We start from the raw sequence: 24,955 nt of genomic DNA, 5'->3' as shown, positions 1-24,955 counted from the left end.
CGTCAGTCAACCAGTCAGACCGTGTGGCCGATCACCTTGTCGGCGGCGAGTTGGGCGATCTCGTCCGCGGTCAGACCGAGTTCGGCGAGGAGTTCCTCGGTGTGCTGCCCGAGCAGGGGCGCCGGGTGGCGGTGGAAGCGTTGCGGCCCGGCCAACAGGCGGAACGGCAGCGAACTGTGCGGCGTCGGCCGGTTCACCGGGTGGTCGACCTCTTCGAAGAATCCCCGATGCGCCAGCTGCGGCAGTTCGGTCTGCCGGTGGGGTTGCAGCACCTTCGCCACCGGAACGCCTGCCTGCCACAGGCATTCGACGATCTCGTCGGCACCGCGCTCCCCGCACCACTGCGCGAGGCGTTCGTCGATCTCGTCGTGTGCGGCGCGGCGTCCGTGCAGGGTCGCGAGCGCGGGGTCCGAGGCCCAGTCGGCGGCGCCGATGGCCGCGCACAGCGCATCCCACTCCGCGTCCGTGGCGACGGCGATCGCGACCCAGCTGTCGAGACGGCCGAACTCGTCGATGTCGCTGCTGAGGTAGAGGTTCTGCGGTGCCGCGGTCGGGCCTCGGTTGCCCGCGCGCTGAAGCAGCGCACCGTAGGCGCTGTACTCGATGACCTGTTCGGCCGCGACGTTGAGCGCGGCGTCCACCATCGCCGCCTCGACCAGCACGCCCTGTCCGGTGCGGCGCCGGTGTTCGAGCGCCAGCAGCAGACCGTTGAGCGCGTGGACCCCGGCGTTGGGGTCACCCACCGAGTACGGTTCGTTGGGATTGCGGTCGGCATAGCCGGTGAGCCAACTGATTCCGGCCGCGGCCTCGATCACGTAGGCGAACGCCGGGTTGTCCCGCCACGGTCCGTCGAGCCCGAATCCGGGCATCCGCAGCATGATCGTGTCCGGGCGCAGCGCCTGCACGGCGGCGAAGTCGAGGCCGAGGTGGTCGAGCACCCTCGGCGTGAAGTTCTCGACCACCACGTCGGAGGTCTCGATCAGCCGGTTGAGCAGTTCGCGTCCGCGCGGGGTGTGCAGGTCGAGGGTGAGCCCCTTCTTGTTGGTGTTCAGTCCCGAGAAGATCGGCGACTTCTCCCACCACTGCTCTTCGGTGGCGGGGATGCCGGCGATCAGCCGGGTCCCGTCCGGACGGCGCGTGGACTCGACGTGGATGACCTCGGCGCCGAGCAGCGCCATGATGTGCGTGCACGACGGCCCCGCCCAGAACGTCGTCAGGTCCAGCACGCGCAGCCCCTCGAATGGCAGGGCCGGTTGCGCCGAAACAGTATTCCCTGCTGTCACGTCGTCGCCTCGACGACAGGGAATGCTGTTTCGCGGGTACTGCCGATACAGCTCGGTGTGCTCGCCCAGGCGCGGGGCGGGCCGCGGGGCTCGCTGGACCGCGGGGGTCAGCCGGTAGGGCGGGCCGGGCTGGGTGAACCCGTCGCGCGGATTGGTCACGAACGAGCCGCGTTCGACGTAGTGGTCGAGGGTGGCGACGTTCTCGCCGTTGGCCACCGGCGCGTTGGGGATGCGGAATGCCGACGCGAGGTCGCGGATCTCGTCCACGGTCTGCTCGGCCACCCAGGCGTAGAGCTCCTCGGCCTTCTCGTTGGCCTGCTCGGTGATCGACAGCGGCGAATTCTCGTCGATCCACTCGTCGTGTCCGGTCATCGCGCACAGGTCGAACCACTGCTGGGCGGTGCCGCAGCCGATGTCGACCAGACCGTCCTTGGCACGGGCGATCCCGGGCACGGTCAGTTTGCGGGCGTCACGCCACGGCCGGCCCAGCATCTGGTGGTAGGTCACCGGGTAGTAGGTCAGGCCGAGGATCTGGGTCTCGAGCATCGACAGGTCGATGAGTTCGCCGACACCGCGTAGCCGGCCGGCCAACGTCGCGGCGCTCGCGTACGCACCGGCGAGGTATTCGCCGATCTGTCCGCCGACGTACACCGGCGCACGGTCCGGGGCGCCCCGGCCCAACCCGACGATGCCACCCGACCACGCCTGCAGCGTGAATTCGGTTGCCGGACGGTCCGTCCACGGGCCGTCGAGGCCGAACGGCGTGATCGCGGTGACGATCAGGTCCGGGTGGCGCCGGTGCATCGCCGCCGGCGCGAAGTCGGGGTGTTCGGCGACCGCCGACCCGCGCGACCACACCACCACCTCGGCCGCGGCCAGCAGCTCGTCGACGAACGCGGTGTCGGACGGATCGGCGGGATCGGCGACCACGCTGTGTTTCGAACACGCCAGGTAGGAGAACAGCGCGCCGTCGCCGCCGGTGTCGGCACCCGAGGCCGACCACCGCCGCAGCGGATCGCCCTCGGGTGGTTCGACTTTGATCACCTCGGCACCGCCGTCGGCGAGCAGTTTCGTGCAGTACGCGCCCGCGATACCGGTCGACAGGTCGACCACGCGCACGCCGTCCAGTGGCGGTGCCGCCATCGTCAGTCCGGCTTCGCGCGGTTGCGCTTGCTCAACCGGAATTCCGGCGGGAACTTGCTGTCGTTGTCGTTGACCGCGGCGGACAGCCCGGAATCGATCGACTCGAACATGTCGAGGTCCTCGTCGCTGTCGTTGGCGACGCCGTTGCCCATCGACTCGAAGAACGCGGACAGCAGGCTGCCCATGTACTCGCCCTGCTGCTGCTTGAAGATCTCGAAGAACATCTTCTGCTGGAAGACGGTGTCCACCGGGCGGTTTCGCGCGCAGGCCAGCGCGTACTTCTCGGTCTCGGCCTCCAGCTGGTCGCGTGCCACCACCTTGTTGAGGAAGTTGCAGTCATACATCTCGGCGGCGGTGAACGGGCGGCCGGTGAAGACCATCTCCTGGAACTTGCGCAGCCCCATCATCTGCACCCAGGTCCACATCCGCGGACCCCAGCCGTGGTAGCGGAACGACGGGTGACCGAACAACGCGTCGTCGGAGGAGATCACCAGATCGGCGTCGGCGCACTGGTAGAAATGCCAGCCGTAGCAGTAGCCCTTGGCCTCGACGATGCTGATCTTCTTGAAATCCTGCAGCGCCCGGTTGCCTGCCTGCGAGTTGGCGTACCACGAGCTGATGGTCGCCCCGTTGCGGAACGTGCCCTTCGGCGGGTAGGTCACCTCCCCCACGCCGTCATCCTCGAGCCGCAGCTCTGCCAGCCGCACCGCCGGATTGTCGTTGCCCTCCATGAACTCCGGGAGATCGGCGCCGCTGCCCAGGTTGTCGCCGACGCCGCGGATGATCACCACCTTGACGTCGTTGTCGGCGTTGGCTGCGCGCAACACGTCGGCATACCGCAGGCGTGCCAACGATGTCGGCGCGTTGAGGAACTCCGGCCGGTTGAACGTGATGGTGGCGATCTTGGTCTTCGGATCCTTCTCGTAGAGGATGATCTCCTCCGGTGTCGGCCGGTCAGCCATGGACGGCCTCACCGTAAGCCGGAGCGGCCGAGAGGATCTCGGCGCCGTCGGCGGTGATCAGGACCGCGTCGCGGGTGAACACCGCGCCGACGCCCCGTTCCCACACATACGCAGTCACGGCGAGCACCATGCCCTCCTCCAGAATGTCGGTTTCCGCGGTCGCTCGCAGGGTCGGTGACACCACCGGTGGGTCGAAACCCAATCCGAGTCCGTGCGCCACCGGCATCGCCGGCAGCGGTTCACCGGCCTGCTGGTAGGCATCCAGCAACGCACTGGTGGTCGTACCTGGCCGACACACTTCGATCAGTTTGTCCCACAGCTCATCTCGTCGCCGGTACAGGCCGCGCACGGCGGCGGTCGGCTCACCGACATGGAGTGTACGGGCCACCTCGGCGACATAGCCGTCGGCCAGCACGCCGGCCGACAACACCACCAGGTCACCCTCGCGCACCCGGCCGGCGCCCTCGGCACGGCGCCACGGATGCTCCTTGGAGGTCACCCAGGCCGCGTCCTGCGTGGCGGGGGTGCTCACGCCACCGGCGGCCTCGGCTTTGAGCACCGCACCGGCGAGGGCTTTCTCGGTGGTCCCCGCACGGAGTTCGGCGACACCGGCCGCCAGGCCCTCCTCGGCGACGACCAGCGCCCGCCGCAATGCCTGCACTTCCTCGGGGGTCTTGATCCGGCGGGCCGCCTGCATGGCCTGCTCGGCGTCGATCAGCTCCGCGTTCGGGAAGGCCATCGGAAGCAGCTTCGCGAACGTCGGTGTCAGGGCATCGGTTCCGACCCTGCGCATGCTGTCGGCACCCTTGATGTTCTGCAGAATGCCCACCAGCGTCATGGGATTCCAGGCGAACCCGTACAGGTTCTCGTGCGGTATCTCCTCGGGGATCCCCTCGTCCCACGTGCTGTTGAGGTGAATCTCCCCGGTGGCGCGCACGAATTCGCAGATCGGACCGAACGGGCGCGTCCCGACCACCCACAGTTGAGGTGCGCCGGAGATGTAGCGGACGTTGGCCTGGCGGCCGAGCACCAGGATGTCCAGGTCATGGATCTCCATCTGCGCGAGGGCGCGCTCGCGACGGCTGTGACGCAGAGCCCGGCCGTCCGCCTCGATCTCAACTCCCATTGGACACCTCGTACGGGTCGTACGGATATTCGGTCAGCGGCATCCAGCCGCCCTCGGTGACCACCACGATCTCCTCGCCGCGATAGCCGCCGGTGCCGTCCTCCCAGACCACCGGCTCGAACACCAGCAGCATGCCGGGCGGGAAGACGAATTTGTCATCCCAGTCCTGGCCGAGATCTGTTCCGATCATCGGCATCTCGGCCGCGCTCGTGCCGATGCCGTGGCCCAGGTAGAAGTGCGGCAGCCACGGTTTCTCCCCACCGGCCGCGGCGGTCGCCGCGCGTCCGAGGTCACCGCAGGTCGCGCCGGCCTTGGTCACCGCGAGCACCGCGTCGACGATCTCGGCCCACTTGTCGAACTGCTTCTGCTGGGCCGGCGTCGGATCCTGACCGACGATCCAGGTGCGGCCGTGGTCGGAGCAGTAGCCGTGGTAGGCGATGGACACGTCGGTCCACAGCACGTCGCCCTGCCGGATCTCGCGCTTGGTGGTCAGCAGTGGCAGCGCGAGGTCGCCGGTAGTGGTCCACGGCCCGTCTGTCCTCGACGCGGGCATGACCTGCCAGATGGAGTCGAACATGTTGGTGGTGGCGCCGAGTTCGAAGGTGCGGCGGACGAATTCGGCGGACAGGTCGATCTGTCGCGCCCCGGGCGCCAGCGACTGCTGGATCTCTGCGACGGCCTGTTCGGTGATCTGGCACGCGCGCCGGATGCAGGCGATCTGATCGATCGTCTTCACGATCTTGGCCGCGCCGATCACCGGGGCGGCATCGATCGGCTCGTCGGGGAACAGCGCACTGCCGGCCCGCCGCATCGCCCCGGTCAACTCGTCGGTCGCGATCGTCGCGCCGGCCGGGATCAGGCGGGCCAGGATCTTCGCGAATTCCGCGACGCCTTCGTCGAACTCGAGATACACGGGCCCGTGCAGGTGGTCGTCGGGCAGGCCCGACTCCATCGCCGCACCCTCGCGGAAGGGCAGGAACAGGTGCGGGTGCTCGTCGTCGGCCAGCACGACCGCGACCGGCCGCTCGACGTGCGAGAGGCCCGCATCCGCGAGCGGCCAGCTGATACCGGTGGCGTACATGACGCTGCCGTTGCCCAGCAGCACCAGCGCGTCCACGCCCTGATCGGCCATCGCCGCGTGCAGGCGCACTGCGACTTCGCCACGCAGCCGGGCGAAGTCGGGCTCGTCGGGGATGTCCAGCCACGTGTACCCGGTACGGGCGATCTGAGTGACGCCGGAATGAGTCGACGTCGTCAGGTTCATGGTTCGCTCGCGAGCTTCGCTCACAGGCCCAGGAACCTCGTGATGTTGCCGCTGACGATCTTGACCGCGTTCTCCGGGCCGACGGCCTCGACGACGGTGGCCAACGACTTCTCCGAGTAGCCGAACGTCGACTCGTTGTGCGGATAGTCGCTCGACCACATCACGTTGTCGACGCCGATGCGGTCGATCAGCTGCAGACCGAGCGTGTCGACCATGAACGACGCGCTCATGTGGTTGTCCCAGTAGTGGCGCACACCGTGTTCGAGCTGGTGGTTGAACATGTGCCGGTAGGAGGCCAGCATGTGCTCGGCGTCCTGCAACGCGGTGGGCACCCAGGCGATCCCGCCCTCGAACCAGCCCACCTTCAGCGACGGGTGCCGGTCGAGGATGCCGGAGAAGACGTACTTGGCGAACTGTTCGCGGAACGAGTCGACGTTGACCATCATGCCGACCACGACGCTGTTGTTCTGGCACGGCGTCTTGGGAGGCGTCTCGCCGATGTGGTGGCTGACCGGCAGGCCGGCCGCCTCGATCTCGTCCCAGACCGCGTCCATCGTGGTGCTGCCGTAGTCGTAGATGTTGCCGTCGTCGTCCTTGCCGGGATTCAGCGGCAGCAGGAACGTGCGCAGCCCCAACGACTTCAGCTCCTCGAGAGTGCTGCGCGTGCCCTTCGGATCCCACCAATTGATCAGGCCGACGCCGTAGAAGTGGCCGTTGGAGCGCTCCTGCAGATCGGCGATGTGCTCGTTGTAGATGCGGAACACCCGCTCCCGCAGACTTTTGTCCGGATAATGAAACAGGGCGAGTACAGCATTCGGAAACGCGAGCTCCTTGTCGATGCCGTCCTCCTTGAGCTCCCGGATCCTGGCCTCGATGTTGTTCGACGCCGCGCCGGCGAGGTCGTCGTACTGCATCAGCACCCGGCCGAAATCGCCGCCGGTCCAGGCCTTGCCCTTCATCCCGACCATGTAGGCGCCGTCTTCGTACCAGATGCGCGGGGCGGCACCCTTGAGCTCCTCGGGGAAGCGCTCGTAGAAGATGTCGTCGGCGACGGAGATGTGGTTGTCGGCCGAGAAGATCTCGGTGCCCTCGGGAAGGCCGGTCACGGCTCCGGCGGAGTGGCCGTGACGGTGCTTGGGCGCGCCGAAGCCTTCGGGCGGATAGAGGGTGGTGCTGGGGGCTGACACTGTGGGCACTCCAATCGGGCTGTCGGACAACCTGTTACCAGGTCACGGGAAGTTCGTAGACGCCGTACGCGAGGCGGTCGTGTTTGAACGGCACGTCCTCGAACGGGATGGCGAGACGCATGGTCGGGATACGGCGCAGCAGGGTGTGGAAGACGATCTGCAGTTCGGCGCGGGCGAGCTGCTGCCCGACGCACTGGTGGCGGCCGTAGCCGAAGCCGAGCTGCTGGCCGGCGTCGCGGCGCAGGTCGAGCTTGTCCGGCTCGGGGTAGGCGGCGGCGTCCCAGTTGGCCGGGGCGAGGTCGAGGATGATGCCCTCCCCGGCGCGGATCGTCTCCCCCGCGATCTCGATGTCCTCGATCGCGACGCGTCGCTGACCGTTCTGGATGATCGACAGGTAGCGCATCAACTCCTCGACCGCGTTGGCGATCTCCTTGGGATCGTCCGTGGCGCGCAGGAAGTCGGCCTGTTCGGGGTTATGGAGCAGCGCGAGGATGCCGATGCCGATCATGTTGGCGGTGGTCTCGTGTCCGGCGATCAGCAGGCCTGTGCCGAGCTGCGCGGCTTCCTTGACGCTGATCTCACCCGCGGTGACCCGCTCGGCGAGGTCGGACACCGCGTCCTCGGCGGGGTTCTCCATCTTCTTCTTCACCAGGTCGATCAGGTACTGGTGCAGGCTCATCGCACCCTTCTGACCGTCCGCGGCGCTCGCGTAGCGGGCGAGCCCGACGTTCGCGTGGTGCTGGAAGAACTCGTGGTCCTCGTAGGGCACGCCGAGCATGTCGCTGATCACCCGGGTGGGCACCGGCAGCGCGAGCTCGGCGACCATGTCGGCGGGCTGCGGGCCGGCCAGGATCTCGTCGATGCACTCGTCGGTGACCTGTTGGATCACCGGGCGCAGACCCTCGACACGCTTGAAGGTGAACGGCTTCGACAGCATCCGGCGGAACCGGGTGTGCTCCTCGGCGTCGGAGGTGAACACCGACCGCGGCCGCTTGTTCACCGTCGACAGCATGTGCTCGTTCCAGTGCGGGAAACCCGACCGGCGGTCGTCGACACTGACCCGCGAATCGGCGAACAGCTCACGGGCGACCGCATGCCCGGTGATCAGCCACGGGGTGCTGCCGTCCCAGATCCGCACGCGGGACAGGGGTTTGGCCGCACCCATCTCGAGCATCCGCGGCGGCGGCGCGAACGGGCACGCCGCCGCGCGCTCCATCGGATACTCCGGGATGTCCGCGGAGACATCGGCGGTTCCGGTCAACGTGTCCGACACATCACTCCTCGAGGTGGATGGCAAGGGCTGGGCAGGCGGCGGCCGCGTTGCGCACGTCGGCCTCCTGGTCGGGGTCTGGGTGTTCGACGAGCAGCTCGACGACCCCGTCGTCGTCGCGCTGGTCGAAGACGTCGGAGGCGTTGAGCACGCACTGGCCCGACGACACGCACTTGTCCTGATCGACGGTGACCTTCATCGGGGCACCTCGGTGACGGGCGCCTGCCACAGTCCGACGATGGCGTCGATGAGACCCGACGCCGCCGCCGCCCACGAGGCGCGCGGCACCGCCACACCTTCGGCCAGGCTGCGTTCCCGCTCGGCGCAGCTGTGCATCAACAGATTTCGGCCCATCACATTGCGCTCGGCGCGCACGTAGGGCGGCAGGTCCGGCAGGGCGCTGCCGATCCCGTTGATCACCTCGACCAGGGAGGCCGACGACAGCGCATCGCGCACGATCATGCTGTGGTAGGCGGGGTCGGTCATCACCTGGGCGGCGAACCGCGCGTACCAACTCGGGTTGCCCAGTTCGGCCAGATGGTCGGTCAGCGGCCGGACCAGACAGGCCACCCAGTCGCGCATGTCGGGCGCCGGACCGAGGTCGGCCACCATCTTCTCGCGCAGCCGCTCGATCGGCCCGCGGTGTTTGAACTCGATGGCCCGGACCAGGTCGGTCTTGGTGCCGAAGTGGTAGCCGACCGCGGCGTTGTTCCCCTGCCCCGCGGCCTCGCTGACCTGGCGGTTGGAGACGGCGAACACGCCGTGCTCGGCGTAGAGCCGTTCGGCGGCCCGCAGGATCGCCTCCTGGGTGCTGTTGGCACGCTCGGCCCGCGCGGTCCTCGCTGTGGTCACGCTCACAGTCAACCGGGCCGGGGACCTTAAGTCAAGCGACTGATTTAAAGTCACGTCGGTGAGCCGTTGACCGTCGATTCCGAGTCGGCCTTGCGCGGGATGATCTTCCCGGCGATCGTCCCGCCCTCGACGGGCAGCACGATGCCGGTGACGTACCGCGAACGGTCGGTGGCCAGGTACAGCGCGGCCTCCGCGACGTCGTCGGGGGTGCCGTCCCGCTTGAGCGGACGGTCGTTGCGCATCTGCGCGCGGATCCTGGCCTCGAACCTCTCGAGCCGCTCACGGTCCTCCCCGGTGGCCGAGGACTGCAGGATCGGGGTCGGGATGTTGCCCGGCGCGATGCAGTTGACGCGAATCTCGTAGTGCGCCAGCTCGATCGCCGCGCACTTGGTGAAGTGCAGGATGGCCGCCTTCGACGCGCGGTACACCGGAACCCCGCCACCGGCCTGGATGCCGCCGATCGACGACAGGTTGATGATCGACCCGCCACCGTGTTCGGACATGTACCGCCCCGCGTCACGCGTGCCCGCCATGATGCTGAGCAGGTTCACCCGCATCACCCGGTCGAACTCCTCGAGGTCCTCGGTGAACAGGCCGCGCCGCAGCGGGCTGGAGATGCCCGCGTTGTTCACCATGACGTCCAGTGCGCCGAACCGCTCGACGGCGGTGTCCACCAGCAGGCCCATCTGTCGTTGGTCGCCCACGTCGGTGTGGTGGAACACCGCGTTCGGTCCGGATTGCGCCGCCAGCGTCTCGCCGAGTTCGTCCTGCACGTCGGCGATGACGACCTTGGCGCCCTCGGCGACGAACCGTTCGACGATGCCGCGGCCGATCCCCGATGCACCCCCGGTGACGATCACGACCTTGCCGACCAGTTCGTTGTTGGGTCGCGTGACCATCAGGCGGACACCTTTCGTTGGGAGACGTCGGCGAAGAACTCGAAGAGCAGTTCGGCGACCGCGGCCGGCTGCTCGATCTGCGGGCAGTGCCCGGCGGCGGGGACGATCGCCGACCGCGCGCCGCTGATCTGGCCGGCGATCTCGGCCGCCCATCCCGGCGGCAGCAGTTTGTCGCGTTCCCCTTCGACGATCAGGGTGGGTACGGCGATGCGGTCGTACGGCCGGGTGGCCGACGGCGGTGGCGGCGGCTCCAGACCGGGCCTGCGGAACCGTGCCGCCGCCAACGATTCCCACGCGCCGGGGGCGATCGAGGATTCGTAGCGCCGCCGCACGTAGTTGTCGTCCGCCGGATACGACGCGTCGGCGAACAGCGCCGCGACGATGCTGCGCATCCCGTCGAGCGTCGCGTCGTAGTCGTAGAGGGCGTCGGCGTGCTCGTTGCGCTGGATGGTCCCGCCGCCGCAGATCGCCACGAGGCTGCGGGCGGGCAGCACGGGCGCCCCGGACGTGGCGTCGACGAGCAGGTTGATCGCCCCCATCGAGTTGCCGACGACATGCGCCGTGCGCACGTCGAGGACCTCGCAGAACCGGGCGACGTGCCGGATCCGCATCCCGCGGCCGTCGGTGAAGTCGACGACCTTCGCCGACCGGCCGAACCCCAGCATGTCGGGGGCGAGCACGTGGTACCGCTCGGCGAGCACATCGATCACGCGCTCCCAGCCCAGTTCGGCGGAGGCCCCGAACTCCCCGCCGTGCAGCAGCACGACCGGATCGCCCTGTCCCGCTTCGAGATAGCCGGTGGTCAGCCCGTCGACGGCGACCGACTTGCGCTGGAAGCTCACGTCGCCGTCCGGTGTGCCTGCGCGAACGTCAGCACCTGGTTGGCCAGCATGTCGAGTTGGTTGCGCACCGGTTCGTCGACCAGCACCCCGCCGTCGTCCCAGACCGCCTCCGCCGAGTTGATCGCCACACCGAGCGGCGTCGGCCAGGCCCGCAGCGCGTGGCCGATCGAACGCAACTGGCCGAGCGTGTTCACCGCCGCCTGCCACCCGTACGCGCAGCTGATGCAGCCCCACGGCGTGTTGTCCAGATAGACCCGCGGGTCCTCCCGCAGGTCCTCGATGTAGTCGAGCGCGTTCTTCACCAGACCCGAGATGGCACCGTGGTACCCCGGCGATCCGACGACGACTGCGTCGGCATCCCGCAGCGCGGCAACGAGTTCCAGCGCGCGCGGGGTGCGCTCCAGCTGGTGCGGCGCATACATCGGCAGGTCGAGGTCGGGACCGGCGAACATCCGGGTGCGCCCGCCCTGGCGTTCGACGGCCTCCAGGCAGTACCGCACCGCCCGCTCCGTCGACGAGTTGGCGCGCAGGGTGCCGCCGAGCCCGACGACCAGCGGGCCCTCATCTGATGCGGTCATCGTCTCCCCCGTCACTTGATGGCGATCGGATTGAGCGGCGCGCCGACCGCACCGGTGACCCGTAACGGCGGTGCGATGAGCTGGAACTCGTACACGCCGTCGGCGGCGCAGTCGGCGGCCAGCGCCCCCAGATCCCAGTACTCGCCCAGCATCAGGCCCATATCTCGCAGGCACAGCATGTGCATCGGCAGGATCGTGCCCTCGACCCCGGACACCGGATCCTCGACCATGAGGTTGTCGGCGGCCACCGCGGCCACCTCGCGCTCGTGCAACCACGATGCGCAACGCCAGTCCAGCCCGGCGTACGGTTCGGTGCCGTCGCCGGCCTCCAGGAACCTGTCCCACCAGCCGGTCCGGATCAGCACGATGTCACCGCTGCCCACCGAAACCCCCTGTGCGCGCGCCACTTCGTCGAGTTCGTCGGGGGTGATCGGCTCACCGTGTTCGCAGAACACGTCCGCGCCGCGGTGACGCACCAGGTCGAGCAGCACGCCGCGGGAGGTGATGCCCTTGGTGTCGACCTTGTCGATACCGCAGTGGAACGCGCCCTGGCTGGTCACCGAATCGGCCGGGAACCCGTTGTACAGCCGGTCGTCGTAGTAGACGTGCGACAGCGCATCCCACTGGGTCGCCGCCTGCAAGGGCATGATGATCATGTCGTCGTTGAACCGGAACGGGTTGTCGACGAAATACCCGGCGAGCTGCTGGGCGACGGTGTTCTTCAACCACTGCGGGCCGTACTGCACCAGGGTGTTGGCGTCGCCGCCGTCGACGGTCATCACGTGCATCGGGTTGGGCCGGTACTGGAACGCTCCCTGAGGTCCGGCCGAGCCGAAGTCGACGCCCAGCGGGAAGACCTTGCCGTGCCGGACCAGACGCGCCCCCTCGGCCACCTTCTCGGCGGTGATGAAGTTCAGCGTGCCGAGTTCGTCGGCGTCACCCCACCGCCCCCAGTTGCGCAGCGCCTCCCCCGCGCGACGGAATTCGTCGAGTGTGGCCACATCACGTCCCTTCTGAAGTCGCGTCCAAGGTCGCGGCCACCCGGCCGGCGAGGTTTCCACCGTCGACCCAGATGACCTGGCCGGTGATGTAACTGGCGGCGTCGCCGCCGAGGAACAGCAGGACCGCGGACTGTTCCTCCGGATCCGATACCCGGCCGAGTGGTTTGGGGATGTCGTCGAGGAACGCCGGTCCGTACGCGGTGCGCAACTGGTCGAGGATCGGCGTCTCGGTGACGCCCGGCCCCGTGCAGTTGATCCGGATCCCGCGGGCGCCGAGCGGACCGGCGCTGCGCATGGTGTAGAGGATGAGCGCCTCCTTGGCCAACCGGTATCCCCCGTCGGCGAGCGCCTCAGGATGCGCCGCGCACCAGTCGATCCCGTCCTCCATGGTGGCCGTCTGCACCAGTCCGGCCGTGGTGTGCACGTTGTCGAGGTACGACGCCGCCGCGAGCGAGGACACGCTGACGATCGCCGACCCCGGCCGCATCCGCGGCAACAGTGACTCGGTGAGATGGCGGGTGCCGAGGAAATTGATCCGCGTCACCAGCGGCGGATCGCCGATGCCGGAGGACACGCCTGCCACGTTGAACAACACGTCGACGTCCCCGCCGACGGCCGCCACCGCATGGTCGATGGACGCCTCGTCCGAGAGGTCGAGCTCGCCGAACTCGTCGAGATCCACCGCGGGCCTGCGCATGTCCAAACCCACCACCCGGGCGCCGAGTTCGCCGAGCTGCCGCACGAGGTGTGCGCCGATACCCGACGCGCATCCGGTGACCACAACCCGCTTACCGTCGTAACGCCACAGCCGGTCGATTTCACCCACGTGAGTCGGCCTAGCCCGACGCTTCCTTGACCGCCCTGGCCTGCTTCTCCTGCTCTGCGGCCTTCACCCGGCCCTCGTTGATCTCGGCCATGGCCTCGGGGATCTCGCCCGCGGTGAACTTGCCCCCGCGGCCGGTGGGCAGACCGCCGAACGAGTACGTCTCGTCGAACATCGGCGTGTCCGACGGCTGACGACGCGCCTCGACCTTCTCGATGACCGGCGCGAGGCGCTTGGCCTTGTCCTTGACCGCTTTCTCGTCGCGCTCGATGAACTCGGGCAGGATCTCCTTGCCCATGATCTCGATGGACTCCATCGTGCCCTCGTGGCTGCGCGGGTTGAGCAGCAGGATGATCTCGTCGACGCCGCTGGCTTCGTAGCCACGCAGGAATTCGCGCACGGTGTCGGGCGATCCGATGGCGCCGCGGCCCGGTCCGTACGCCAGGGTCGGATCCTCCTTGACCGCCTTCTCGTACAGTTCCCAGACCCCGGTGCGGCCGGGGGTGTGCATACCGGTCAGGTAGTAGTGCATGATCCCGAAGGAGAAGAACCCGCCACCGATGCCGAGCCGATCGAGCGCCTGCTCGTCGGTCTTGGCCACCATCATCGACAGATCGCCGCCGATGGCCAGCAGGTTCGGGTTGATCGCCGGGGTGATCGGCGCACCCTTCTCCTCGAACTCCCTGTAGTAGCCGTCCACCCGGTCCTTCAACGCTTCCGGACCGGTGTAGGCGAAGCTCAGCGCGCCGATGGCCTTCTGCGCGGCCATCTGCACCGACGACGGACGGGTGCACGCCACCCAGACCGGCGGATGCGGCTGCTGCAGCGGCTTGGGGATCACGTTGCGGGCGGGCATCTCGACGTGTTCGCCCTTGAACCCGGTGAACGGCGCCTCGGTCATACAGCGGATCGAGACCTCCAGCGCCTCCTCCCACATGCTGCGCTTGTCGGCGGGGTCGATGTTGAACCCGCCGAGTTCGGCGACCGAGGACCCCTCACCGGTGCCGAATTCGACGCGGCCGTTCGACAGGTGGTCGAGGGTGGCGATCCGCTCGGCGATGCGCGCGGGATGGTTGATCGGCGGCGGCAGATGCATGACGCCGAAGCCGAGCCGGATGTCCTTGGTGCGCTGGCTGGCCGCGGCGAGGAACATCTCCGGGGCGGTCGAGTGGCAGTACTCCTCGAGGAAGTGGTGCTCGGTCAGCCAGACCGTCGAGAAGCCCGCCTTGTCGGCGGCCTCGACCTCGTCCAGGCCGTGCTGGAACAACTGGTGCTCGTCGTCCTCCGACCACGGCCGCGGCAGCGGGAATTCGTAGAACAGCGAGATTTTCATGTGCTACCTCCGATGGGTGACGGCCCTGGACTGGGTTGAGTGTGTTCGTGTTTCCGGTCGGTCCGGCCGGAATCCGCCTGCGCGGCGAGGTGTTTGGCGGCGACGTAGCCGAACGTCATCGCGGGCCCGATCGTCGCGCCCGCGCCGGCGTAGCTGCGGCCCATCACCGCGGCGGAATTGTTGCCCACCGCGTAGAGGCCGGGCACCACCGAGTCGTCGTCGCGGAGCACGCGGGCGTGTTCGTCGGTCCGCAGGCCGCCCGACGTGCCGAGGTCGCCGAGGATGATCTGGAACGCGTAGTACGGCGGCCTGCCCAGGGGGTGCAGGTTGGGGTTGGGCAGCGTGGGGTCGCCGTAGTAGTTGTCGTACGCGCTGTCACCGCGGTTGAAGTCGTCGTCGTGGCCCTTGCGGGCGAGTTCGTCGAACCGTTCGGCGGTCTGGCGCAGGTTCTGCGCGGGCACACCGATCTTGTCCGCCATCTCCTCCCACGAGTGGGCTTCCTTGACCACACCGGAGTCCAGCCACGCCCTGGGCACCTTCCAGCCGGTGGGCACCGGGGCGAAGGGCACCTTCGGGATGGGCAGGTGGCCGCCCACCACGTAGCGGTGGAACGAGCGGATGTCGGTGATCAGCCAGCACGGGATGTGGGTGACACCGGAGCGCTGACCATCGATCATCGCGTGCGCGAAATCCATGTACGGCGCGGCCTCGTTGATGAAGCGTCTGCCGTCGCCGTTGACGACGAACTGCGACGGCATCATGCGCTCGTTGAGCATGAACTGCAACCGGCCGTCGGGCCAGCACATCGCCGGGAACCACCACGCCTCGTCGAGCAGTTCACTTGCCGCGCCGACCTTCTCGCCGGCGCGGATCCCGTCACCCAGGTTGGCCGGGTTACCGAAGCTCCAGTCCTTCTCCAGCTCCGGAAGGTGCTGCCTGCGCCAGTCCATGTCGTGGTCGAACCCGCCTGCGGCCAGGATGACGCCGCGACGGGCACCGATGCGGACGGCGCGCCCGTCCTTTTCGACGACCGCACCGACCACCTCGCCGTCGGGACCGGTGATCAGCTCGGTCATCGGGGCACCCAGCCACAGCGGGATGTTCTCCTGTTTCATGGCCAGTCGCATCCGCGCTGCCAGCGACTGGCCGATCGCGGCCATCCGGTCGCCGAACACCCGCGCCCGCACCATCCGCCAGATCAGCTTGACCAGCACGGCCTTGCCGCGCCAATTCTGCCGAACCTGGTAAAAGAGGCGAAGGTCCTTGGGCGCGAACCAGATTCCCTTCGGCGCCAGCGCCAGCGGCTGAAGCAGGTGTTGTTCCTCGTCGCCGAGTTCGCGCAGGTCGATGGCGGGCACGTTGATCGTGCTACCGAGTTCCGAGCCGCCCGGCAGTTCGGGGTAGTAGTCGGCGTAACCGGGCTTCCACACGAATTCGAACCAGGGGCTGAGGTCTTCGAGGAACTCCATCATCTGCGGGGCGGAGTCGACGTAGGTGCGTAACCGCGCGTCGCTGACCAGTCCGCCGGTGATGTGTTTGAGGTAGCCGAAGACCGCCTCGGGATCCGGTGTGTAGCCGGCCTTGCGCTGAGACGGCGCACCCGGCACCCAGATCCCACCGCCCGACAGCGCCGTGGACCCGCCGAAGTGCGCCGCCTTCTCGACCACGAGGGTGTCGAGCCCGCAGGCGTTCGCGGTCAGCGCGGCCGTCATCCCGCCTCCCCCGGACCCGACCACCAGCACGTCGACCTGCCTGTCGAAGTTCACGCGGGCACCGCCGTCCGGATCGCGAACCCGGCGATCAATTCCGGTGCGGCGCGGTAGAACCGCTGCACCGTGCGATAGCCGCCGCCTGCCGCCAGGGCCGCGAATGCGGCGACCCAGGTGCGGATCTCGTGCGCGGAGTTGCCGCCCTCACGGGCGATGAACGCGTTCGACCACCCGTCGAGGTCGGACAACCAGCCCTCGTCGAGGATCTCCAGGAAGGTGGCGTCCCAGGCGGGATTGAGCGGCTGCAGCGGACTCTGCCCGTGCGCGAAGGCCTGCGCCGCGTCGATCACCGCGGACTGCCGGGCCATCCGCTGTTCGGCGCTCATCGGCGCGCCGTGCACGATGCGGTCGAGCGCAGCGGGCGGAGCGGTCGCCAGAGTGGGCACCGGCGGGTCGTGGGACAGCCCACCCGACCCGATCACCAGGACGCGCCTGTCGAGCGTCGCGAGGTACCTGCCGACCGCCGCGCCGAGCAGACGGGAGCGGCGCAGCGGACCCAACGGTGTCGCCACGGAGTTGATGAAGACGGGGACGACGGGACGGGCGGTCGCCTGGCCGAACAGGTTCTGCAGCGGTTGCACGGTGCCGTGGTCGACGTCCATGCTCGCCGAGATCGCCACGTCCACACCGGCTTCCAGCACTGCGGTGGCCAGTTCCTCGGCGAGGCCCCTCGGCACGTCGAGTGGCCCGGCGTGGCTGCCGTAGTCCCCGACGCCCTGCGCCGAGGTGCCGACGCAGAACGGGGGCATGACCTTGTAGAAGAACCCGTTGTAGTGGTCCGGGGAGAAGGTGACCACCAGTTCCGGATCGAAGTCGGCGACGAAGTCGCGGGCGACGGCGAGCGCCGCCTCGATCTCGTCAAGGAGTTCCCGCGACGGTCCCGGAAGATTCAGGAGCGGACTGTGCGACATGCAGCACAGGGCGATCTGCGCCATGGTGACCATTGCCTCCTCCCTGGGTCAGATGGAGCACCCCGAACAGGGCGGTGCTCACCTCGGGGGCGCGCTGGGCGATACAGGCACCGGCGATGCAGCGGTCGGGACGGAGGAACAGCACTGATTCGGCGTGCGCGTCGAACCAGCCCTTCAGCGCGCCCGTCCGGTCACCGACCACGGTCACGTCGGGATCGTCGTGACCGGTCCAGTGCAGCTGTGTCGACGGCCGTGCGGCGATGAACCGCGCGCCCAGCGCCTTCCACCGGTCGAAGATCTCGGCGCCGAGCAGTGCGCGCGGGTTGTTGTTCCAGCACAGCACTGCGAAACCCGTGCCGAGCACCTCGTCGAGCAGCACGTTCTGGTCGACGCGGGTGTCGACGCGCGGTTGGACGAACAGGGTCCCCGTCGGTGAGGTCGGTGACGGCGCCTCCGGATGGAAGACCGCACCCTGCTCGTACCGGGGCATCGGCTTGAATCGCATCTCCAGCACGTAGCGCTTGAGGGTCGGGACGACCGACGCGCCACGAATCAGCTTGTCCCGCACCGCAGCGATGCGGCGGTTGGTCGGTGAGATGACCCGGCCGACCATGGTGGACAGATCGATCATCGCCCTGGCGTGTTTGCGGCGTTCGACGTCGTAGGTGTCGAGCAGCGCATCACCCGCACGGCCGTTGACCACCGCGGCGAGTTTCCAGCCGAGGTTCGCCGCGTCGCGGATACCGCTGTTGTAACCCTGCCCCTGCCACACGGGCATCAGGTGCGCCGCGTCGCCGGCGAGGAACATCCGACCCTGGCGGAAGGCGCCGGCGATCCGGGAGTGGTGGGTGTACAGCCGGTGGCGGATCACCTCGACGCGTTCGGGGTGCGGCACCAGCAGGCCCAGCATCCGGTGGATGAACGCGGGGTCCTCGGCCTGTTCGTCGGTCTCGTCGGCGTGGATCATGAACTCGAACCGGCGGATTCCGTGCGCGATCGAGATCGAGGCGTACGGGCGGGCGGGGTCCGCACCCACCTCGCTGTTCGGGTGGCCCAGCGGATCGTTGGCGATGTCGACGACCAACCAGCGCGTCGGCGAGGTGGTGCCGTCGAACGACACCCCCATCAGGCGCCGCGTCGCACTACGGCCACCGTCACAGCCGACCAGGTAACGCGCCCGCACCGGCGTGGGGTCGCCGTCGAGTCGCACCGTCACGCCGTCCGCGGTCTGCTCGCATGCGGCCATCCTCTGCCCCCAGCGCACCTCGACGTGGGGGAATCGCGCCAATCCGGCGTGCAGTTCGGCGTCAACCATGGGCTGGACGAACCCGTTGCGCTTCGGCCACCCGAACCGCGCGTCCGGTGGCGCCATCTCCGCGAGCAGCCGGCGGTTCCCGTCGAAGAACCGCAGGATCTGGTTCGGCACGGTGTGCGGCAGGACCTTGTCCACCAGGCCGATCGCCTGGAACGTCCGCAGCGCCTCGTCGTCGAGTCCGACGCCCCGGGGGTAGTCGATCAGCGTGGCCCGCTCCTCGACGATCACGGTGCGCACGCCCTGCAGGCCCAGGATGTTGGCCAGCGTCAGCCCCACCGGGCCCGCGCCGACGATGACGACGTCGATGCCCGTACCGTCTCCTCGGGTGGCCTGCGTCATCAGCGCCCCAGCAGGAAGTCGACGTGTAACCGGTTGAAGGTCTTGGGATCCTCGTACTGCGGCCAGTGCCCGCAGCCGGGCATCACCTCGAACCGGGCCCCGGGGATCATCGACGCGATCCGCCGTCCCTCTTCGACGTCGGCCGTCGGATCGTCGCTGGTCCACACGACCAGCGTCGGCGCGGTGATCGCACCGTACTCCTCGGGGCCGAGCAGGTTGCGCGCGCGGATCTCGGGGTCCTGCAGCGCCATGATGTCGCGCATCGCGCCCACGAATCCCGGCTGGCGGTAGACGCGTTGGCGGCTGGCGACGATGTCGTCGTATCCCTTGCTCTTGTCGGCCATCAACCACTTGATGCGGGCCTGAACCGTCTCCCAGCTGGGATCCTCGGCGGCCGCCATGGACAGCGTGACGATGCGCTTCATGACCTCCGGATCGGCCTGCGAACCACCGGCGGTGTTGAGCACCAACCTCGTCACCCGGTCGCCGTGGTCGGAGGCCAACCGAGCGGCCACCCAACCGCCCAGCGATTCCCCACTGATGTAGGCCTTTTCAACGCCGATGGCATCGAGGAAGGCGCGCAGATGGTCCACGTAGTGGCGGACCTCGAGGGGATGTCCGGGTTTGTCGGTGTAACCGTGCCCCAGCATGTCGATCGACCAGGTGGAGAAGTGCTCGGCGTGTGCCTCCAGATTGCGGACGTACGCCTCGGCGTGGCCGCCCGACCCGTGCAGGAGGACCAGTGCGGGTTTGTCGTACTCGCCGGCGTGCAGGTAGCGCGTGCGCACCCCGCGGGCGTCGAGGTAGCCCTGCGAGAACGCGACACCCTGCAGGTCGCACCAGACGCTTTCGTGCTCGGCCACGGAGCCTCGCTCTCCCCTCTGCGGTGGAAATGCCATTCTCGCTTATCGGTAGCGCAGCGTGCTAATATCGCTCACTAATGTGCACTATGTTAAGAGCATCACTCTCACGATGACGTCTGTCAAGGGAGCGGGCGGCATGGGAACCGAGGGAAATGTGCCCGACAAACTCGCGGCGGGGTCCCAGACCCTGGCGCGAGGCCTGTCGGCGCTGCAGGCCGTCGCGACGGCGCCGAGCGGGCTCACCGTGCAGCAGGTGGCCGACTACGTCGGCGTGCACCGCACCATCGCCTACCGGCTACTCGGCACGCTCACCCAGTTCCGCTACGTCGCCAAGGGTGAGGACGGCCGATACCGGCCGGCGGCCGGCCTCGCGCTGCTCGGCTCGTCGTTCGACAACAACGTGCGCGCGCTGAGCGTTCCGGTGCTGCGCGGACTCGCCGACGAACTCGGCACCACGGTGTCACTGTTGGTGGCCGAGGGTGAACAGCAGGTGGCGGTGGCGGTCATCAGCCCGACGAATGTGTACTACCACTTGTCATTCCACGAGGGCAGCCGGTATCCGCTCGACCGCGGGGCCGCCGGTATCGCACTGCTGGCGAGCATGCCGCCGCGCGCGGGCGAGCGGGATCTGGTGCCCCGGGCCCGCGAACAGGGCTGGGTGATCACCCACGGCGAGGTGGAACCCAACACCTACGGCCTGGCGGTGCCGGTGCGCCGGCGGCCGCCGTCCCCGCCGACGTGCATCAACCTGATCTCGCACCGCGAGGACGTCGTGCTGGGCGGGAAGGACGCCGTGATCACCGCCGCCAAGGAACTCGCCGCCATCCTCTGAGGAGGGTGCGTCCCGACAGGAAGGACCTGAAGTGAGCGCTTGGGACCACGAGACCGATGTCGTCGTACTGGGCAGCGGGGGCGCCGGTCTGGCCGCGGCGCTGACCGCCGCCGTGCACGCCGCCGCGGTCGAGGTGTACGAGAAGGCGCCGACCGTCGGCGGGACCACGGCGGTCTCAGGCGGCATCGTGTGGATCCCCGCCCACGACCGCGCCTCGGACGAGTTGACCGTCGAGGACGCCCTGGCCTACTTGAAAGCCCAGTCGCTCGGCGTGATGGACGACGACCTGGTCGACACGTTCGTCCGGACCGGGCCGCGGATGCTCGAATTCGTCGAGGCACACAGCGGCCTGCGCTTCTCGGTCGCCGAGGGCTTCCCCGACTACAAACCCGAACTCCCCGGCGGGCGCCCGGGCGGCGGCCGGTCACTGTCGGCGGCGCCCTTCGACCTCGCGCGGTTGGGGCCGTGGCGCGACCGCATCACCTCGTTCCCCGCCGACTTCAGCAACGTCGGCATCGACGCCGAGACACGCGCCCGCATCCACGCCTCGGTCGACGAGACCCTGGAAGACCCGTGCGTGGCCGGGACGGCGCTGATCGCGGGCCTGCTCAAGGGCCTGCTCGACGCCGGCGTCACACCGCAGACCGAATCGCGCGCCGTCGAGCTGATCGCCGACGACGGCCGCATCGCCGGTGTACGAATTCAGCAGCCCGACAGAGAAATCCGGGTGCACGCCCGACGAGCCGTCATCCTCGGCACGGGCGGGTTCGAATGGGACCGCACGCTCGTCGAGGCCTTCCTGCGCGGACCGATGCACGGCCCGGTCTCCCCGCCCAACAACACCGGCGACGGCCTGCGGATGGCGATGGCCCACGGCGCCGAACTCGCCAACATGGGCGAGGCGTGGTGGGTGCCGATCGTGCAGATCCCCGGCGACACCATCGACGGACACCCCCGCAGCCGCAGCGTCCGCTTGGAACGCACCCGCCCGCGCAGCATCATCGTCAATCGGGCCGGCAGACGGTTCGTCAACGAGGCCGGGGAGTACAACTCGATGGCCGGGGCGTTCCAGTACCTCGACCCCCGACACGGCTACGTCAACGATCCCGCGTGGATCGTGTTCGACTCGCTGCACCTCAAGAAGTACGGCTTCCTCGCGGTCGAACCCGACGGCCCCGCACCGGACTGGTATGCGAAGTCCGCCGACCTGACCGAACTCGGCGAGAAGACCGGGATCGACGCCGACGGGCTGGCCCGCACGCTCGACGACTGGAACCACCACGTCGCCGAGGAACGCGACCCCGACTTCGGCAGGGGCGCCAGCGCGTACGACGGCTACTGGGGCGACCCGCACGCGCCCAGTCCGGCGCTGCAGACCCTGGGACCGATCGACACCCCGCCCTACTACGCCGTGCCGGTGGGCATCGGCGCGATGGGCACCAAGGGTGGGCCCCGCACCGACCGCGACGGCCGGGTGCTGCACGTCGGCGGCGCCCCGATCCCCGGCCTCTACGCGGCGGGCAACGCCATGGCGGGTGCGACGGGCAAGGCCTACGGCGGTGCGGGCGGGACCCTGGGTCCGGCAATGGTTTTCGGGGTCCGCGCCGGTCACGCCGCGGCGACGGGCCGGTCCCTGCCCTACTGACGCGGCAACCCGGTGGCTACCCTGTCAGTCGTGGTCTCCGCAGCGCCCGACCGACGGTTCTCCGATGTGCGGCGTAGCGCCGCGCAGGGCCGCATCCTCGACGCCGCACTCGCGTTGATCGCCGACCACGGCGTGGGTGGGACGTCACTGCAGATGATCGCCGACCGCATCGGCGTCACCAAGGCCGCGGTCTACCACCAGTTCAAGACCAAGGACGACATCGTCATCGCGCTCACGGAGCGGGAACTCGGCTGGCTCGAGGAGGCGCTGGAGTCGGCCGAGGCGGAGTCCGACCGCCAATCGGCGCGCGAACTGCTGCTCACCCGGGTGGTCCAGTTGGCCGTCGAGCGCAGGCGGATGGTGAGCGTGCTGCAGTTCGATCCGGTCATCATCCGCATGCTCGCCGAGCACGAGCCGTTCCAGCGGTTCATCGACCGCCTGTACGCCGCGATCCTCGGCGAGGAGACGGGTGCGCGGGCGCGCGTGCACGCGGCAATGCTCTCGGGCGTCATCAGCGTCGCGGTGATGCACCCCCTGGTCGCCGACCTGGACGACGACACGTTGCGCGAGGAGTTGCTGCACGCGATGCGCCGCATCGTCGACCTGCCCGCCTGACTCAGCGCTCGATGCGGACCGCGAACAACTGCTCGGCCGCACCGTAGGGATCCCGGGATCCGTCGGCGACGAGTTCGGCGAGGCGGTCGAGTTCGGGATGGGTCCGGAGCAGGGTGTGCGCCAACGACAGGATCTGCGTCCTGGCCCGGGCGGTGCGCCGCTGCGCGGTGTCGTCGCGATGGTGGGCGTCGATCGCATCCACCAGCACCGGAACCCCGTCGCCCTGTGCCGCAACGAGTTTGAGAATGGGGACGCTGACCTCACCCCTGAGGTCGCGCACCGTCTGATCGGCGCCGTCGCGGTCCGCCTTGTTGACCACCACGATGTCGGCGACTTCGAGCAGACCCGCCTTGGCGGCCTGTACGGCGTCGCCGGCGCCGGGGTTGAGCACGACCACCGTCGGGTCCGCGATCGCGGCGATCTCGATCTCCGACTGACCGACGCCGACCGTCTCCAGGATGATCAGGTCGTAGGACAATGCGGCCAGCAACCGGATCGCGGCGGGGACCGCGGCGGCCAGCCCGCCGAGATGCCCGCGGGTGGCCACCGACCGGATGAGCACGTCGGGATCGTTGATGTGGGCCGCCATCCGGATGCGGTCCCCCAGCAACGCCCCACCGCTGTAGGGCGAGGACGGGTCCACGGCCAGCACCGCCACCCGCAGCCCGCGCTGCCGGTAGGCGGTGACCAGCGCCGCGACCGTCGTCGACTTCCCCGCACCGGGCGGACCGGTCAGACCGACGACGCGCGCCCGCTGGTGACCGAGTGCGGCGAGCACCTCGTCGCGGCGGGCGCCCTCGACCAGGCTGAGCAGCCGGCCCGCGGCGCGGGTCGACCCGTTGCGCGCCGCGGCGATGAGCTCGTCTACGTCCATGTGCACCCCACCCTAGGCCTCACGACCTCAACTGCCGGGCACCTCGATCACGGTGGCGGAGCCCATGCCGCCGCCCGCGCACATGGCGGCGACCCCGATGCCTCCCCCGCGGCGACGCAACTCGTGCACGAGCGTCACCAGCATGCGGGCACCCGTCGCGGCCACGGGGTGGCCCAGCGAACACCCGCTGCCGCTGACATTGACCTTGGCCGGATCGATGTCGAGCATCTTGACGGTGGCCACGCACATCGCGGCGAACGCCTCGTTGATCTCGAACAGGTCGACGTCGGAGAGCGAGATGCCCGCGCGCTTGAGCGCTTTCGGGATCGCCTCGACGGGCGCGAGTCCGGTGAACGCGGGGTCGACGCCGACCGACGCCCAGGCCTTCACCGCACCGAGGGCGGGCAGCCCGAGCCGGTCACTGGCCAGCGCCAGCACCGCGGCGCCGTCGTTGGCGCCGCAGGCGTTGCCCGCGGTGATCGAGAAGCCCTCGATCTCGGGGTGCAGCGGTTTGAGTGAGGCGAGTTTCTCGATGCTGGTGTCCCGGCGGGGATGCTCGTCGGTGTCGAACAGCCCGTAGGGCGTCTCGATGGGGACGATCTCCTCCTTGAAGCGGCCCTCGTCGATGGCCTGGATCGCCTTGCGGTGCGAGTCGAGCGCCCACTGGTCCATCTCCTCGCGGCTGACCCCCGCGCGCACCGCGGCGTTCCACCCCACCGTGATGGACATGTCCATGTTCGGGGCGTCGGCGCGGTCGGGATGCGTCGGCGGGAACCAGTCGAGCATCGCGGCGTCCTTCGCGCTGCTCGCCCGGCGGGTGAACCGCGGTGTGGTGGAGGCGGAGTTGACCCCACCGGCGAGCACGAGTTGGTCCATCCCCGCCCGGATGCTCGCCGCCGCGCTCTGCACCGCGGCCTGACCGGCCGCGCAGTGGCGGTTGGTCGACAGGCCGGGCACCGAGGTCAGCCCCGCGGTGATCGCGGCGTGGCGGGCGATCACGCCACCGCCGTACAGCCCCTCGCCGAGGATGACGTCGTCGATCTGACCGGCGGGCAGATCCTCGGCCGCGGCTCCGACGACGTGTTCGGCCAACGCGTAGGCGTCGGTGTCGCGAAGCGTGCCCTTCATGGCGGTGCCGATGGGCGTGCGCAGCGCAGCGACGATGACGGCTTCTGGCATGGATTGACTCCGTTTCCGCGTCGGATGAGAATAATATTCTCTCAAGAAGA

The 24,955-nt window shown here is 68.9% G+C and carries 23 protein-coding genes; 3 read left to right on the top strand and 20 right to left on the bottom strand.

Going from position 1 to position 24,955, the window contains the following annotated elements; translation table 11 throughout:
- Positions 1-14: 14 nt before the first annotated feature.
- The 18 genes from AU196_RS14825 to AU196_RS14740 are packed head-to-tail and all read right to left on the bottom strand — an operon-like array spanning position 15 to position 19,760.
- Positions 15-2,426: a CaiB/BaiF CoA transferase family protein gene (locus AU196_RS14825; protein WP_059095841.1), complete on the bottom strand. Its 2,412-nt coding sequence runs from the start codon at positions 2,424-2,426 to the stop codon at positions 15-17.
- A gap of 2 nt (positions 2,427-2,428) precedes the next feature.
- Positions 2,429-3,388 (bottom strand): enoyl-CoA hydratase/isomerase family protein, encoded by a 960-nt coding sequence (locus AU196_RS14820; RefSeq protein WP_059095840.1) that lies wholly within the window; start codon positions 3,386-3,388, stop codon positions 2,429-2,431.
- A complete protein-coding gene (locus tag AU196_RS14815) occupies positions 3,381-4,514 on the bottom strand; it encodes a M24 family metallopeptidase (RefSeq protein WP_059095839.1) in 1,134 nt (377 codons plus the stop codon). Before AU196_RS14815 ends, AU196_RS14820 begins: the two co-directional genes overlap by 8 nt.
- Positions 4,504-5,772, bottom strand: coding sequence for a M24 family metallopeptidase (locus tag AU196_RS14810; protein WP_059096080.1), 1,269 nt, complete (start codon positions 5,770-5,772; stop codon positions 4,504-4,506). The genes AU196_RS14815 and AU196_RS14810 overlap by 11 nt, the downstream gene beginning before the upstream one ends.
- 26 nt (positions 5,773-5,798) lie before the next feature.
- Positions 5,799-6,980, bottom strand: a complete 1,182-nt coding sequence (locus tag AU196_RS14805) for an amidohydrolase family protein (RefSeq protein WP_502687266.1) — start codon at positions 6,978-6,980, stop codon at positions 5,799-5,801.
- Positions 6,981-6,999: 19 nt separating this feature from the next.
- Complete coding sequence (locus AU196_RS14800; protein ID WP_059095837.1) at positions 7,000-8,238, bottom strand: cytochrome P450; 1,239 nt, start codon at positions 8,236-8,238, stop codon at positions 7,000-7,002.
- Position 8,239: 1 nt separating this feature from the next.
- The gene (locus AU196_RS14795) at positions 8,240-8,434 is read right to left on the bottom strand and encodes a ferredoxin (RefSeq protein WP_059095836.1); all 195 of its coding nucleotides are present in this window, start codon (positions 8,432-8,434) and stop codon (positions 8,240-8,242) included.
- On the bottom strand, positions 8,431-9,141 hold the full coding sequence (locus AU196_RS14790) for a TetR/AcrR family transcriptional regulator (protein WP_059095835.1): 711 nt from the start codon (positions 9,139-9,141) through the stop codon (positions 8,431-8,433). The genes AU196_RS14795 and AU196_RS14790 overlap by 4 nt, the downstream gene beginning before the upstream one ends.
- Positions 9,138-9,986, bottom strand: coding sequence for an SDR family NAD(P)-dependent oxidoreductase (locus AU196_RS14785; protein WP_059095834.1), 849 nt, complete (start codon positions 9,984-9,986; stop codon positions 9,138-9,140). The genes AU196_RS14790 and AU196_RS14785 overlap by 4 nt, the downstream gene beginning before the upstream one ends.
- Entirely contained in the window at positions 9,986-10,828 is an 843-nt protein-coding gene (locus AU196_RS14780) for an alpha/beta fold hydrolase (RefSeq protein ID WP_059095833.1), read from the bottom strand. The genes AU196_RS14785 and AU196_RS14780 overlap by 1 nt, the downstream gene beginning before the upstream one ends.
- The gene (locus AU196_RS14775) at positions 10,825-11,406 is read right to left on the bottom strand and encodes an NADPH-dependent FMN reductase (RefSeq protein WP_059096079.1); all 582 of its coding nucleotides are present in this window, start codon (positions 11,404-11,406) and stop codon (positions 10,825-10,827) included. The genes AU196_RS14780 and AU196_RS14775 overlap by 4 nt, the downstream gene beginning before the upstream one ends.
- Before the next feature lie 11 nt (positions 11,407-11,417).
- Positions 11,418-12,407: a cyclase family protein gene (locus AU196_RS14770; RefSeq protein ID WP_059095832.1), complete on the bottom strand. Its 990-nt coding sequence runs from the start codon at positions 12,405-12,407 to the stop codon at positions 11,418-11,420.
- Between the two features lies 1 nt (position 12,408).
- Positions 12,409-13,233 carry a coniferyl-alcohol dehydrogenase gene (locus AU196_RS14765; protein WP_059095831.1) on the bottom strand — a complete coding sequence of 275 codons (825 nt, stop codon included), beginning with the start codon at positions 13,231-13,233 and terminating at the stop codon, positions 12,409-12,411.
- Positions 13,234-13,243: 10 nt separating this feature from the next.
- Positions 13,244-14,563 (bottom strand): LLM class flavin-dependent oxidoreductase, encoded by a 1,320-nt coding sequence (locus tag AU196_RS14760; RefSeq protein ID WP_059095830.1) that lies wholly within the window; start codon positions 14,561-14,563, stop codon positions 13,244-13,246.
- Positions 14,560-16,275: an FAD-binding protein gene (locus AU196_RS14755; protein ID WP_231737605.1), complete on the bottom strand. Its 1,716-nt coding sequence runs from the start codon at positions 16,273-16,275 to the stop codon at positions 14,560-14,562. The genes AU196_RS14760 and AU196_RS14755 overlap by 4 nt, the downstream gene beginning before the upstream one ends.
- A gap of 50 nt (positions 16,276-16,325) precedes the next feature.
- Positions 16,326-17,267: a 3-carboxyethylcatechol 2,3-dioxygenase gene (locus AU196_RS14750; protein ID WP_082695726.1), complete on the bottom strand. Its 942-nt coding sequence runs from the start codon at positions 17,265-17,267 to the stop codon at positions 16,326-16,328.
- Positions 17,191-18,897 carry a bifunctional 3-(3-hydroxy-phenyl)propionate/3-hydroxycinnamic acid hydroxylase gene (locus AU196_RS14745; RefSeq protein ID WP_059095827.1) on the bottom strand — a complete coding sequence of 569 codons (1,707 nt, stop codon included), beginning with the start codon at positions 18,895-18,897 and terminating at the stop codon, positions 17,191-17,193. Before AU196_RS14745 ends, AU196_RS14750 begins: the two co-directional genes overlap by 77 nt.
- Positions 18,897-19,760, bottom strand: coding sequence for an alpha/beta fold hydrolase (locus AU196_RS14740; RefSeq protein ID WP_059095826.1), 864 nt, complete (start codon positions 19,758-19,760; stop codon positions 18,897-18,899). The genes AU196_RS14745 and AU196_RS14740 overlap by 1 nt, the downstream gene beginning before the upstream one ends.
- 109 nt (positions 19,761-19,869) lie before the next feature.
- Here AU196_RS14740 and AU196_RS14735 point away from each other — a divergent pair, with 109 nt between their 5' ends.
- The 3 genes from AU196_RS14735 to AU196_RS14725 are packed head-to-tail and all read left to right on the top strand — an operon-like array spanning position 19,870 to position 22,852.
- Entirely contained in the window at positions 19,870-20,592 is a 723-nt protein-coding gene (locus tag AU196_RS14735) for an IclR family transcriptional regulator (protein WP_059095825.1), read from the top strand.
- 31 nt (positions 20,593-20,623) lie between these two features.
- Positions 20,624-22,237 carry an FAD-dependent oxidoreductase gene (locus AU196_RS14730; protein WP_059095824.1) on the top strand — a complete coding sequence of 538 codons (1,614 nt, stop codon included), beginning with the start codon at positions 20,624-20,626 and terminating at the stop codon, positions 22,235-22,237.
- Between the two features lie 30 nt (positions 22,238-22,267).
- Positions 22,268-22,852: a TetR/AcrR family transcriptional regulator gene (locus AU196_RS14725; protein WP_059095823.1), complete on the top strand. Its 585-nt coding sequence runs from the start codon at positions 22,268-22,270 to the stop codon at positions 22,850-22,852.
- A 1-nt stretch (position 22,853) separates the two neighbouring features.
- Here the strand turns inward: AU196_RS14725 and meaB are convergent, their stop codons facing one another.
- Together meaB and AU196_RS14715 are read right to left on the bottom strand one after the other, a co-directional pair.
- Positions 22,854-23,726 (bottom strand): methylmalonyl Co-A mutase-associated GTPase MeaB, encoded by an 873-nt coding sequence (meaB, locus tag AU196_RS14720; RefSeq protein WP_059095822.1) that lies wholly within the window; start codon positions 23,724-23,726, stop codon positions 22,854-22,856.
- Between the two features lie 27 nt (positions 23,727-23,753).
- The gene (locus AU196_RS14715; protein ID WP_059095821.1) at positions 23,754-24,905 is read right to left on the bottom strand and encodes a thiolase family protein; all 1,152 of its coding nucleotides are present in this window, start codon (positions 24,903-24,905) and stop codon (positions 23,754-23,756) included.
- Positions 24,906-24,955 lie beyond the last annotated feature (50 nt).

It is taken from the genome of Mycobacterium sp. IS-1742, assembly GCF_001500125.1.
GTDB lineage: Bacteria > Actinomycetota > Actinomycetes > Mycobacteriales > Mycobacteriaceae > Mycobacterium.
This window is presented reverse-complemented; position numbering and strand designations above follow the sequence as displayed.

What these genes read in the sequence shown, in the direction of transcription:
- meaB (WP_059095822.1), bottom strand. Translation starts at nt 23,726, where the DNA reads ATGGACGTAGACGAGCTCATCGCCGCGGCGCGCAACGGGTCGACCCGC.
- AU196_RS14760 (WP_059095830.1), bottom strand. Translation starts at nt 14,563, where the DNA reads ATGAAAATCTCGCTGTTCTACGAATTCCCGCTGCCGCGGCCGTGGTCG.
- AU196_RS14750 (WP_082695726.1), bottom strand. Translation starts at nt 17,267, where the DNA reads ATGGCGCAGATCGCCCTGTGCTGCATGTCGCACAGTCCGCTCCTGAAT.
- AU196_RS14785 (WP_059095834.1), bottom strand. Translation starts at nt 9,986, where the DNA reads ATGGTCACGCGACCCAACAACGAACTGGTCGGCAAGGTCGTGATCGTC.
- AU196_RS14745 (WP_059095827.1), bottom strand. Translation starts at nt 18,897, where the DNA reads ATGACGCAGGCCACCCGAGGAGACGGTACGGGCATCGACGTCGTCATC.
- AU196_RS14715 (WP_059095821.1), bottom strand. Translation starts at nt 24,905, where the DNA reads ATGCCAGAAGCCGTCATCGTCGCTGCGCTGCGCACGCCCATCGGCACC.
- AU196_RS14815 (WP_059095839.1), bottom strand. Translation starts at nt 4,514, where the DNA reads ATGGGAGTTGAGATCGAGGCGGACGGCCGGGCTCTGCGTCACAGCCGT.
- AU196_RS14825 (WP_059095841.1), bottom strand. Translation starts at nt 2,426, where the DNA reads ATGGCGGCACCGCCACTGGACGGCGTGCGCGTGGTCGACCTGTCGACC.
- AU196_RS14795 (WP_059095836.1), bottom strand. Translation starts at nt 8,434, where the DNA reads ATGAAGGTCACCGTCGATCAGGACAAGTGCGTGTCGTCGGGCCAGTGC.
- AU196_RS14755 (WP_231737605.1), bottom strand. Translation starts at nt 16,275, where the DNA reads ATGACGGCCGCGCTGACCGCGAACGCCTGCGGGCTCGACACCCTCGTG.
- AU196_RS14735 (WP_059095825.1), top strand. Translation starts at nt 19,870, where the DNA reads ATGACGTCTGTCAAGGGAGCGGGCGGCATGGGAACCGAGGGAAATGTG.
- AU196_RS14775 (WP_059096079.1), bottom strand. Translation starts at nt 11,406, where the DNA reads ATGACCGCATCAGATGAGGGCCCGCTGGTCGTCGGGCTCGGCGGCACC.
- AU196_RS14820 (WP_059095840.1), bottom strand. Translation starts at nt 3,388, where the DNA reads ATGGCTGACCGGCCGACACCGGAGGAGATCATCCTCTACGAGAAGGAT.